Origin of the sequence: Fictibacillus tiangongensis, assembly GCF_048083785.1 — a bacterium.
Classification (GTDB): Bacteria; Bacillota; Bacilli; order Bacillales; family Fictibacillaceae; genus Fictibacillus.
Genome location: NZ_CP182294.1, coordinates 1,264,519 through 1,276,357 on the forward strand (window position 1 = coordinate 1,264,519; position 11,839 = coordinate 1,276,357).

Below are 11,839 nucleotides of genomic sequence, written 5' to 3' on the forward strand. Positions count from 1 at the left end.
GGGTGAAACAAGAAATGGGAGATATCGTTATGAAAATGAATGATTTTGAAAATTTGATCATCCAACTATTTGGAGTATGGCTTGAGGAGTTTGAAAACGATGGAGAATATGGTTTTACGCATAAAGTTGAGAAAGAGATTAAGGTGATCGCTTATGCTACAAACTTAACGCCAGAGACCGTAGAGAAAGCTTATAATAGCCGAGCAGATCTCTTGATCACTCATCATGATGCTTGGGATTTTGTGTATGGAATGAAAGAGGCTTGCGTGGATGAATTAAGAAAGCATGATATCTCACATTATTTCAGCCATTATCCTTTAGATTTTGTTGAATTTGGCACGAGTACGGCTTTATTCGAAAAAATTAAAATCGATGAAATTACGACCTTTTCCACATTTAAAGATAATCATGAGTTTCCAGGTATCGGCCTCTATCATAAGCCAATTTCATTTATGAAACTTAAAGAGAGACTTGAACAGGTGTTGGGAGAACCGGTAAAAGCATGGGAAAATCATGATCGTCCAATCAACAAAGTAGGAATCCTTACAGGTGCAGGAAATCATACAGCACTTATTCAATACGCAAAAAAACAAGATTGCGATGCATACATTACGGGAGAACAATCGTTGTATTCCGTGCAGTATGCAAAATTTGCAGGCATTCACTTGTTTGTAGGAAGTCATACATTTACTGAAATTTTTGGAGTAGAGAATTTGGTGGTTCGAGTGAAGGAAATCTATCCAAATGTAAAAATAGTCAGACTACAGGAAGAACATATAGAATCGTATTGATTTAAACCTTCTAATTTTTAGAGGGTTTTTTCTTTTATGAAAAGTAAAGATTAATAAAAGTAAAAAGTGAGCATATCTTTTCTAATGTTACATAACCCTTTGGTATAATAGTATTAAGTAACATCATATAAGGTGGATATTCAGATGGAATATGTTGAAGCTTTAAGAGATATTAAAGAGATCAATGCGATTAAACGTTATTTAAAGAAAAACTCCGTACGTGATTATGTTCTATTTGTTTTAGGAATCAACACAGGTTTGAAAATTACTGAATTGCTTTGCATGCAAGTGAAAGATTTACTATCGGAAGATTTAGTCGTTTATGATTTTTATTCTGTTCCTAATAAAGAGGGGAACAAAGAAGTTTTCTTAAACGAAACAGTGAAGAAGATCATTGTTCAGTATGTTGAATGTGCAGAACTAAAGCGGGAGGATTTTTTATTTCTATCGAAGAAAACTAAGTTGCCAATTACTCGACAGCAAGCATATCGAGTCATTCATCAAGCTGCAGAACATGCAGGGATCAAAGGTAAGATTGGTACAAACTCGCTGCGAAAAACATTCGGCTACCATGCCTATAAAAGGGGAGTAGCCATATCTCTATTACAAAGGCATTTCAACCATTCAAGTCCTTCTGAAACACTTAAATATCTAGGGATCTCTAGGGAAGATCCTCTTAAAACACAGATTGACGTAAGATTATAAGGGAAAGCATGGAGGTACACTAATGACAGGAGAAGCGATTACTAATACGCAAACCATGGAACAAATAAAAAAACAGCACAAAAAATTAACGAAAGGAAAACTCGCTACGAGGGCCATCCTGATTACTTTCGGAGCCATATTGATGGCTGTCGGGCTCGAGATTTTCTTAGTGCCAAACAATGTTATAGATGGTGGGATTGCAGGTATCTCGATCATGCTATCACACATAACAGGATTAAAATTAGGACTCTTTCTATTCGCATTGAACTTACCATTTATTTTTGTAGGTTATAAGCAGATCGGAAAAACATTTGCTTTTTCAACATTATACGGAATCATCGTTCTTTCAATCGCAACAACATTATTGCATCCCGTTCCACCATTCACAGACGATTTATTATTAGCAACTGTTTTTGGAGGTATCTTTATCGGTGTCGGAATCGGAATGGTCATTCGAAGTGGTGGGTCATTAGACGGTACAGAAATCTTAGCTATACTCTCAAATAACAAACTGCCTTTTTCTGTTGGTGAAATTATTATGTTCTTTAATATCTTTATTCTCGGTGCGGCAGGTTTTGTTTTCACTTGGGATAGAGCAATGTACTCTTTGATTGCTTACTTTATCGCATTTAAGACGATTGACTTAACGATTACAGGTCTTGAGGAATCAAAGTCGGCTTGGATCATCAGTGATAATCATAAAGAAATCGGAGACGCAATTCTTCATCGCTTGGGCCGAGGAGTTACATACCTTAAAGGTGAAGGCGCGTATACGGGTGACGAAAAAGGTGTTGTATTCTGTGTCATCACACGTTTAGAAGAGGCGAAGCTCAAAGATATTGTCGATGAATTTGATACGAGTGCCTTTTTAGCGATTGCTGATATTGCTGAAGTAAAAGGCGGAAGGTTTAAGAAAAAAGGAATTCACTAAAGTAGAGGAGAGGTTTCTATGTTTCGCAAGTTGAAAATTGCTTTTTCTGCAGTCGTCTTATTACTTGCGGTCTATAGCATAACTACAGGAAATCTTGATATTACTCCTTTTACTTCTCTTGTACTAGCTTTATTATTTTTAGTTATGGGATTTGAAGAACGGCAAAAAAAGAAAAAATGGATCAGCTATCTCTGCTTTTTTGCATTTGCAGTCAACTTTTATGTTTTTATACAATCCTTTCTTATTTAATAGTAAAACGCCTCGTTTTTTTGAGGCGTTTTTTACTTATTTCACATGTTGGATTGTATGCGTATGCTCAAACAGCCATGTCATTCCTTCTTTTAATGTTGCAGAGACATGATCTGGTTGAATAATAGAAGAGGTATGATTTTGATCCCATGATGCTTTGCCAGAACCGGTTAGAACTAATATAGCGATGCATCCAGCAGTTTTGGCAGCTACAATGTCTGTCCATCGGTCACCAAACACGACACACTTTGATAGGTCAAGATTATGATCACTTGCGGCTTTCTTCAGCATGCCGATACCAGGTTTTCTGCATTCGCAACCTTCTGAATGGTGGTGCGGACATTTATACACATCATCAAATCCAAACGAAATTAATTCAGTGAAAAAGTCTGTTTCTGCTGCAGAACCACGACTGATTCCAGGTTGATTCGTGAATGAAAAAACGGGAATGTTTTTGGATTTGAGATTTTGAATCACTTCTTCTGTATAATGAAAAAGTTTAAAATCCCCTGGGTATTCAATATGATCCGAACCGCCGATCGTTCCATCACGATCTAAAAAAACAGCTTGATAGGTTTCATTCATCAATAGCAGCTCCTAATCATATTTGATAGTTGCATTCGGACATCTTTCACTTAATTCTTGTAAAAATTCATCTCGATTTTTTGGAGAGATAAGAGCCATTCCAAACTGGTACGAAATATTGATTCGTTTTAATGAGAGTGCGGGACTTGATATGGGATTCAGTGTCTTATGTGCATATGAGATTTCACGATATGGAATTCTTTTGTTGATCGGACCACTTCTAATAATTAGTTCATCTTCATCTAAGACATAATAGGTTGTAAACCACAGCCAACTGATAAAGCTAATTAAGGCAAGATTAATAATGACCGTAATCAATATTCCTAGAAGGTTTGCCTTTTCTGTTATTAAGGCATATGTACTGATATATGCGCCATAACCAACAGCGCCCCAGAGGATCAATCCTAGCCACCAATCTTTTTTTGATGGAAATTTCATCGTGTAACAACTCCTATGAAGTGAATAATGGACATCGTTAAAAGATAAAGAATCAAAAAGAAGAACAACGTAATGATCCCTGCATTTTTCTTTAGGTAAGCGAGTTTTAAAAAATGAATCACTATAAAAAGTATAAGGATATTAAGAATAAATTGGACGGGAGCTCCTGTGCCTTCAGGTAGGTATTTAGTGATTAAAAACGGTAATAGATTAGGGAACACGATAACGAATACTAAAGAACAGCCTAATAACCTAAACCTAAGGGACAAATTCCTCACATCCTTTTTATTCCATTATAAAGTAAAAACAAAACGGCAGGTCTTTAATTTTTCTAAGTTTTTCTCATTCGAAAATATGTTATGGAACTTTTTACATATTCAATCGTATTGCTTAATAGGGTTAAGAAGTAAATGAATGTTAAAAAAGGGGATAGTGTATGAACATCTTGTTATTTTCCATCATTGTAGGGCTTGCTGCAGCATTAGTAATCTTTCCGATTTCTAACAGCAAAAAGCCTGTTAAAGAAAAGAAGAAGAACAATCTGACTGGGGCAATGATCGGTACGATCATTTGTACCGTTCCTGTTGTATTTGTTTTCTACTATATAACAAATCTTGATCGTAATTTTTCTTCCATTTGGATATTAGCAATCATAGTGACTGCGATTGGAGCGTACTTTGCAACAGGTAAAGAGAGACTGATCAAATTAGTGTTATTTCTTATCAGCTTGTTGATTGGTATCTTTTTTCTTTCTGCTGGACTATTTAATGCGGATGAAAAATATCAGTCATCCAAAATGGCAGAAAAGACAGAAATTGAGTCTTTTGATGAGAAAGAAACTCCGGCAAGTGTGCCGCCTAAGTTTGCAAGAAATAAAATGAGAAAGTCGTTTGGCCAAGTACCAAACACGAGCTTTTATGAACTAGGAAATCTGCAGATTCAAAAAGTGGATGGTAAATACGTATATATCGCACCTGTCGAGTTCTCTGGACTTTTTAAGTGGTGGAACGGTGATGTAACACCAGGGTACTTTACATTAAGCGCAACTGATTCTTCAGCAAATCCAAAGTTTGTTAAATCTGAGATGAGTTATACACCATCTTCGTATTTTAATAAAAACGTTGAACGTCATATGCGTTCAAGTTTTCCAGAATACATTTTCTATGGCAAACCACAGCTAGAGATCGATGATAATGGGAAGCCGTTCTACATTCGCTCCTATGGAGAGTTCATCTCAGCTCGTAACGGCTTTAAAGTAGAAGGTATTGTTGTTACAGATCCAGAGAATGGGAATACAAAGAAATATTCGATCAAGGATATTCCAGCCTTTATTGATGGCGCTGTATCTCCAGAAACAGTCAGCCTTCAAAACAGCTATTTTGGTAACTATGTACATGGTTTTTGGAACAGCAAATTCGGTAAAAAAGATGTAAAACTGCCTTCTGATGAAGGAACGGAAGCGAATGTGAGCCCGATCTTTGATGAGAATGGGGATATGTTTTACTTTACCGACTTCACAAGTCCGAAAGAGGGAGTCGACTCTATGCTCGGTTATTCATTAACAGATGCTAGGACCGGGAAGGCAACCTATTACACTGGTAATCTTGAAGAATCTTATATGGATTCTGAAGGAGCTTTAGAGATCATAGAAAAGAAATTTATCGAGAAAAAATGGGACGGTGAGATGCCTGTACTCTATAACTTCTATGGAGAAGCAAGCTGGCTGACTCCTGTTCTAGATTCGAATGGATTCTTACAAAATTATTTTATCGTTTCTGCTGCAAATCCAGAGATCTCTGTATATGCTAATACACCGAATGCTGCAATAAAACAATATAAAACAGCATTGCAACGGGGCGGTGGAACAGTGGACGGAGCATCAAATGCTGAAGAAAAACAGATTGCTGGAACCGTTCTTCGTGTATATAAAGAAAAAGTTGGAGATTATACGACTGTATCGTTCTTGTTGGATAACCGTAAGAGCTATATCGTATCTTCAGAAAGTAATCCGCTAGCCATCTATTTAAAAGAACAAGATAAAGTTAATGTTACGTATCAAAACACAGGGGAGGCATTCTTACCGGTAACGGAGATGAAAATAGAAGGATTAGAATAATAGAAGGTGATAAAAAAGCAGAGCACATTTCACCGTGCTCTGCTTTTTCTTATGGTTGTGGAATGTAACGACGTGCACCTGAGAACTCTTCTGCATAAGCAGGTGTTGAGATCGGATCAAGTCTTACAGTAGAAGCTGTATTTGGAGAGTGGATCATCATACCGTTTCCTGCATACATCGCAACATGATGAACGCGTCCTTTTCCTTTTTCATAAGCAAAGAACATTAGATCACCAGGCTGCAGTCCGTCTTTATCAACGATCAGCCCTTCTTTAGACTGTGGTCCAGAGTCTCTTGGAATGGTAATGCCGTTTGCTTTATGGATGGAATGCGTAAAACCGGAACAGTCAAATCCAAATCCTGATGCACCAGCCCATAAATAAGGAAGACCAAGAAATTTCTTAGCTTCTTCTACAAGAGCTTCTCCAGTTGGAACTGGAATATCACTTTCACTTTTGTATACTTTTGCATCTTTCGCATCAAGCCAACGAACTTTTCCTTGTGGTGTTAAGACAGCGATCGTTTTTGAGACTTTCTTTATAACAGGTAATTTCGTGTTATAGCTTATTTCAAGATCTTTTTTATGTCCGAATGGTCCTTTTGAAAGCCACGCTGTTGGACTCGTGATCAATGCAAAGTGTTTTCCTGCAGTTTTACTGTAATGCTTCGAATAAGTTAATTGTGAAAGAGGCATCCATCCCGGATAGCCGAGCTCGTTTCTAGGTGTAGGCTGGCCATAAACCGCAACTTTTACCCAATCCCCTTGTTGCTCTAAAATATGTACTTTTTGACCGTATAGGGCTTGTGTTTCGAGTTCCCCAACTAGCCAAAGCTTCTCTTCATACGTCATAGTTGTAGTCCAGCTTCGTAAGTCAACAGGGTTTGAAACGGATGGATCATCTACAGGTCTTGCTGCATCTGGTCCAACCCAAAGTGTCGCTGCAGCAACATTTACATACATGTCTTTTCCAACAAGATCTTTGTTTGGTGTTCCTTTTTCAGCTGAAGCTGTGTTTGAAAATATTCCAAGTATCACAGCGAGTGAAAATAAAACTTTAAGAAATTTTTGCATCGTGATATTCGCTCCTTTTGTCTATTTTTCTACACCATTCGTGTTATTGATAAGGCATTCCTTTTATCTATCTAAAAGATAAGTCAAAAAGCCCTTTGTGCGTTTATGAATCTCTGAAGCCAATGTACTATAACCAACTTGATGCGGGTAAAAAGAAGGGCATTAAAAAAACACCTCCATCAAGAGGTGCTTATTAGGTCTAGCTGATTAAAAAACGATTTGCATCCATAAGTTGATTGCCGTATACAACAAAAGCAGATAAGACTCCTGCTAACAATAGGTACATGATCAACACGATCACTTTTGTTTTTGTGTTTGAGACGTAATAGTTCTTTGTTTGTTCAAATTGTTTCTCTGTTTTCGCTTTTTCAGATAACAGGCTTTGTTCATAAGCTTCAAACAAGCTACTATGGCTAAAGTTCTGAAGCTCTGGCAAAGATGCGATCTCCTCAGGATCAGCTTCTTGATACATGTTTTGAACATATTCTCTATGACGTTGATTACTCTCATATTCTTTTAAAAGTGTCTGTAAGAAACGTTCACGATTGTTTAATATTTCAATCTCTACTAATGTACGATGCTTTTGAATCTTCTTCTTATCCTGTAGAACAGGAAATGAAGAACCTGATGGCATATTTCGTTTTAGTCTATCTTTAGCAACTCGCACTTCTTCTAAGTAAGTTCCGATGATATAACCAAAGTTCGGCATGTCTTTGTACTCATTCATCTCTTGATTGATCACAGTAAGTTTCTCTTGTTCGGATTGAAACAAAGTAAGCGTTTCTTTTAACTTGTTTTGTTCGAAGTCTTCACGAACTCGTTTCCACCAAGTTAAGATACCGAAAATGAAGATTAAGAAAATGATGGGATCAGGTGATATGAACAAATAAGGCAGAACAAGTAATAAGCCGATGAACCAGATCTTAGTAGATAGAACACCAACGATTCTTCCGCCATCGAGTGGTGAGACAGGGAACAAGTTAAATAAGTTGATCAATGCCCCTAAAAAGATGACTAAGCCCCAGAATGGTTCTGCAGTCGCTTCGTAAAGAAACACAGCAGGTAAGAAAGATAATAACCCAAACAATGGTCCTGCATAGGCGATGTACGCTTCGTCTTTAGCGTTTTTAGGCATCTCTTTCATACCGATCGCCGCCCCCATAAAGGGGATGAAAATCGCTGGCGATGTTTTAATTCCTTTTTGTTTAGCTGCTACTAGATGGCCCATCTCATGCACAAAAATAAGATAAACGATGGCTACTGCGAACTTCCAGCCATAAAACGCCGCATATGCACCAAGAGATATAAACATGGAGATGAGTGTTGCGAATTTACCTAATTTAAGCAGGCTGAACACCCACTTTAATTTACTTAACAGAAACAAACCTATTCCCGCTATGATGGTCCATATACGGGATTGGTTTTGTTTTTCAGCTTTTTGAGCCATGTATGAATCCCCCAACTATAGTTTCTTATTTCTATCTTAAAGGAAATACGTTGAAAGGGGAAAGAAGTTTCTCTTTTAGAAAAATCCTTTATAGACGGTTTTTTGATAGAAAAATAGGGGTATACGACATTTAAGTACCCCTCTATTGATAGGAAAGAGTTGCGAATGCTGTTATAGATAAGAAGGAGTGATGAGTTTGGCTCTACATGACCATCCATACATTAGTGATGCATTTGTTATGAACAAAGCAGAAGTGGTAAAAGCAGTTGAAACTTATTTATTACGCGAAGGTTATGAAACGGGAACTTGCCATGAGATTGATGGCGTAGATATGACAGCGACGAATGAATATCATACACTTCTCATCGCAGCGCAAGGGAATATGTCTGAACTTACTGGCTATCAGAACCAGAATGAATTTTTCCTTGAATTTGTAAATCTACTAAAAAGTCATGAAAAAAATCCTGCTAAAACCTTAGTACTTGCTCATCCAGACACTCCAAGTTATCGTGAAAAAGCGAATACAATTAAGCATGCGTTGGATGATTTAGGTATGGTAAGATTTTGGATTAAAGAAGATGGAACGATAGAGTGGGAATAAAAATAGCTTAAAGAAAAGGCACCGGAAAAGATTCCGGTGCTATTTTACTTTTTCAATTGTATCATGGCTTGCTTCATACAATTCTGGCAAAACTTCCATCTCTTCAATTTCACGTTTTGTTTTTTCTGTTCCTAATAAGTAGAGATATCTAAATAACTCGTATACAAGCTTGCTGTCTTTTCCTCGATGGTATTCAGCATGTGATTCAGAAAAGTGTCTTTTTGGTGAGAAAATATCTAAGCCTTCTTGTTTATTGTTCGCATGCATTTTAGCAAAAAGATGCTCTAGCTGTTGTTTCTCATCATAAGAAGCTAGAATCTCAAAATAATGAACATGGTCGTCAGTAGGAAGGGGCTGTAAATCACCTTTCGCCGTTACATAAAATGTTCCTTTTTGTTCCATACCAGATTACCTCCTTTTTCCTTTTCATACCTCTAGTAGTTTACTTTGAAACCTATTTCGGATGAATGTAAGGCTATCTTCGTAAATAGGTGAAAAGATCATGAAGGTGATCTTTTCCTTTATGGCCACTTCCAAAGCACAAGTTTTAACAGAACCAATCCTTTAAAAAAGGTTAAAATAAAACAAGAAGCTAAAGACTTTTAGCTTCTTGTTCATACAAATCTGCGTTCTTTTTTAGTAGGGAATAGATGTACATATCATAGTAGTGGTCACCCACTCTTTGATGTTCCTGTAGTAATGCTTCTTCATGAAAACCAAGTTTAGATACTAAAGCACGGGAAACTTTGTTTTCGGGTCTGATAACAGCAGCTATCCGATTAAATTCCATCCCGTTAAATCCGTAATGAAGGATGGCTCGTAAAGCTTCTATCATGTATCCGTTATTCCAATAGGCACGATTTAGTTCATATCCAAGCTCTGTTCTTCGATCTGATTTACTCCAATTGTGAAATCCGCATGTTCCGATGAGTTTATCTTGTTCTTTTAAGATGATTCCCCAACGTATTGAACTTCCTGTAGTGAATCCTTTTTCAAACGCTTGAATAAGTTCATAGGCTTCTTCTTCAGTTTGTAAAGGTGCCATTCCATAATAACGTAATGCGTCACCATCTGAGAACACTGCATAAATTTCCTTTATATCTGACTCAATGACTGGTCTTAGTCTAAGTCTATCTGTTTCAATAACTGGAAAATGATCGTATGTATTCAAAAATAACCTCCTGTTTTAAGAAATAGATTTTAATGACATCTCTTCAATAAAAAGTTGGGCTAAGTATGGATCCCATTGTGTGCCTTTTCCATCTTCCAAAATGGCTAATGCCTTTTCATGAGTCATCCCTTTCCGATATGGCCGATCAGACGTCATTGCGTCATAAGCATCGGCAACAGCAATAATCCTTCCGAAAATAGGAATGTTTTCTCCAGCCAGCTGTTCAGGATAACCTTTCCCATCATAACGTTCATGATGATAACGAACTCCAGGCAACAATGGTTGCATAGCATCAAAAGGCTGTACTTGAGCAAGGATATCAGCACCTATTACCGGGTGCTTTTTTATTTGCTCAAATTCCTCTGATGTTAGTTTAGATTCTTTTAGTAGAACTATATCGGGTATTCCAATTTTTCCAATGTCATGCAAGAGTGCGGCTTTTCGAAGCTGGACCAATTGTTGAAACGGCAAGCCAGCCATCTGACCGATCTTCATCGCATAATCAGCAACTCGTAAACTATGTCCTGCTGTATAGGGATCACGTGCATCCAAGGTTGCGGCCATCGTCGCGAAAAAACTTTCGAGCAGCTGTTTATTCTCATGTTCACGAGATTGTATCGCATGAGCCATATGGTTAAAACCCTTTATGAGTTTAGAAAATTCATCAGAATACAGATCATGAACTTTTGCATTAGAATTTCCGGTGCGGACTTCATACATTCCTGCTTGAAGTTCGTCCATAGGCTGCTGAATATCTTTAAACAACAAGTAGGCTCCATAGATGGCAAAAGAAATTCCGATCAATAAGATGAAAAAAGCCCAGCTCCAATACGATCCGTTCACAGGCGCAGATAGATGGTATAGTCGTACTTGATTCGCAAGTGCGAATAACAGAAGTGGAAACGTTCCAATAAATAAAGTACTCCATTGGATTTTTCGTTGAATAGATATGTGTTTAGACGTTGCTAGAGACAATATTTTCCCATGGTCCTTAAGCGTTCTTTCTTGAATGGTACGAAGCACAGGCTGAACGGCCTTTGTAGTTAAAAAGAATTCAATAATCGCATGCATGCCTGCTACTAATATCGCTCCGAGTGATGCAAGATACATGTAATAATAGGGAAGTGATAAATAATCTAGTGAGATCGCTATAGCAGTTAAAGATAGCGCTGGTATAGATAATCCTAACAGATGCGGACCGAGAATTCTTTTTACAGTCCTGATCGGGAAATGATGCGCGTGAAAATATGTTTTTTCAGCGAGCTGTAAAGCAGGTTTTTGTTTTGAAAAGTAATTTTTAAAAATAGCTGTATGCATACGAAAGAAAACATATTCAAGTGAAAACATAATCACACAAGAAGTAAGAAGAATACCACACAAGATCATAAACTCAAACATGGATAATCGTAGGGTAGTAAAAACAAATACGCCTCCTACTCCTAAAACGGCAGCGGTTGAACCAATCACATAATTTTTTAATAAACGTTTTTCAAAACTCTCATAGATTTTCATGATCCACCGCCTTTCTTACTATTACTTTAAAAAGATACTATTAGCATACCTTACAAAAAGTTGGAAAAAAAGCAATTTTTCAACACTTTAGAACCTTTTTTGCTAAAAAAATAGGTATTTCGATTTACAAGCGACTACTTGATGATTAAGCATCGGTAAATAAGCGGTGTTGTAATAGAAAACAAACGTAATGAGTTGTTGATTAGTATAGCATGTATGAT

The 11,839-nt window shown here is 37.2% G+C and carries 12 protein-coding genes and 1 pseudogene; 6 read left to right on the forward strand and 7 right to left on the reverse strand.

What is annotated here, in order from left to right; genetic code table 11:
• The first annotated feature begins 29 nt into the window (after nucleotides 1-29).
• The 4 genes from ACNJYY_RS06945 to ACNJYY_RS06960 all read left to right on the forward strand — a co-directional run bounded on the left by ACNJYY_RS06945 (nucleotide 30) and on the right by ACNJYY_RS06960 (nucleotide 2,676).
• On the forward strand, nucleotides 30-791 hold the full coding sequence (locus ACNJYY_RS06945; RefSeq protein ID WP_416731125.1) for a Nif3-like dinuclear metal center hexameric protein: 762 nt from the start codon (nucleotides 30-32) through the stop codon (nucleotides 789-791).
• 144 nt (nucleotides 792-935) lie between these two features.
• Nucleotides 936-1,496, forward strand: coding sequence for a tyrosine-type recombinase/integrase (locus ACNJYY_RS06950; RefSeq protein ID WP_416731126.1), 561 nt, complete (start codon nucleotides 936-938; stop codon nucleotides 1,494-1,496).
• A 22-nt stretch (nucleotides 1,497-1,518) separates the two neighbouring features.
• Entirely contained in the window at nucleotides 1,519-2,427 is a 909-nt protein-coding gene (locus ACNJYY_RS06955; RefSeq protein ID WP_416731127.1) for a YitT family protein, read from the forward strand.
• 18 nt (nucleotides 2,428-2,445) lie between these two features.
• Entirely contained in the window at nucleotides 2,446-2,676 is a 231-nt protein-coding gene (locus ACNJYY_RS06960; protein WP_416731128.1) for a DUF3953 domain-containing protein, read from the forward strand.
• 36 nt (nucleotides 2,677-2,712) lie between these two features.
• Here the strand turns inward: ACNJYY_RS06960 and ACNJYY_RS06965 are convergent, their stop codons facing one another.
• Nucleotides 2,713-3,261: an HAD-IIIA family hydrolase gene (locus ACNJYY_RS06965; RefSeq protein ID WP_416731129.1), complete on the reverse strand. Its 549-nt coding sequence runs from the start codon at nucleotides 3,259-3,261 to the stop codon at nucleotides 2,713-2,715.
• Between the two features lie 12 nt (nucleotides 3,262-3,273).
• The gene (locus ACNJYY_RS06970; protein ID WP_416731130.1) at nucleotides 3,274-3,699 is read right to left on the reverse strand and encodes a PH domain-containing protein; all 426 of its coding nucleotides are present in this window, start codon (nucleotides 3,697-3,699) and stop codon (nucleotides 3,274-3,276) included.
• A gap of 436 nt (nucleotides 3,700-4,135) precedes the next feature.
• On the opposite strand from ACNJYY_RS06970, the gene ACNJYY_RS06975 reads away from it, so the two are divergent.
• The gene (locus tag ACNJYY_RS06975) at nucleotides 4,136-5,815 is read left to right on the forward strand and encodes a hypothetical protein (RefSeq protein ID WP_416731131.1); all 1,680 of its coding nucleotides are present in this window, start codon (nucleotides 4,136-4,138) and stop codon (nucleotides 5,813-5,815) included.
• 49 nt (nucleotides 5,816-5,864) lie between these two features.
• On the opposite strand, the gene ACNJYY_RS06980 is transcribed toward ACNJYY_RS06975, so the two are convergent.
• Together ACNJYY_RS06980 and ACNJYY_RS06985 are read right to left on the reverse strand one after the other, a co-directional pair.
• On the reverse strand, nucleotides 5,865-6,887 hold the full coding sequence (locus ACNJYY_RS06980) for an NlpC/P60 family protein (protein ID WP_416731132.1): 1,023 nt from the start codon (nucleotides 6,885-6,887) through the stop codon (nucleotides 5,865-5,867).
• Between the two features lie 885 nt (nucleotides 6,888-7,772).
• A pseudogene (locus ACNJYY_RS06985) lies at nucleotides 7,773-8,334 on the reverse strand (site-2 protease family protein); the annotation flags it as partial.
• A 196-nt stretch (nucleotides 8,335-8,530) separates the two neighbouring features.
• On the opposite strand from ACNJYY_RS06985, the gene ACNJYY_RS06990 reads away from it, so the two are divergent.
• On the forward strand, nucleotides 8,531-8,935 hold the full coding sequence (locus ACNJYY_RS06990; RefSeq protein ID WP_416731133.1) for a hypothetical protein: 405 nt from the start codon (nucleotides 8,531-8,533) through the stop codon (nucleotides 8,933-8,935).
• Nucleotides 8,936-8,974: 39 nt separating this feature from the next.
• On the opposite strand, the gene ACNJYY_RS06995 is transcribed toward ACNJYY_RS06990, so the two are convergent.
• The 3 genes from ACNJYY_RS06995 to ACNJYY_RS07005 all read right to left on the reverse strand — a co-directional run bounded on the left by ACNJYY_RS06995 (nucleotide 8,975) and on the right by ACNJYY_RS07005 (nucleotide 11,618).
• Complete coding sequence (locus ACNJYY_RS06995; RefSeq protein WP_416731134.1) at nucleotides 8,975-9,337, reverse strand: hypothetical protein; 363 nt, start codon at nucleotides 9,335-9,337, stop codon at nucleotides 8,975-8,977.
• 190 nt (nucleotides 9,338-9,527) lie between these two features.
• Entirely contained in the window at nucleotides 9,528-10,106 is a 579-nt protein-coding gene (locus tag ACNJYY_RS07000; RefSeq protein ID WP_416731135.1) for a GNAT family N-acetyltransferase, read from the reverse strand.
• A 15-nt stretch (nucleotides 10,107-10,121) separates the two neighbouring features.
• Nucleotides 10,122-11,618 carry an HD domain-containing phosphohydrolase gene (locus ACNJYY_RS07005; RefSeq protein ID WP_416731136.1) on the reverse strand — a complete coding sequence of 499 codons (1,497 nt, stop codon included), beginning with the start codon at nucleotides 11,616-11,618 and terminating at the stop codon, nucleotides 10,122-10,124.
• Nucleotides 11,619-11,839 lie beyond the last annotated feature (221 nt).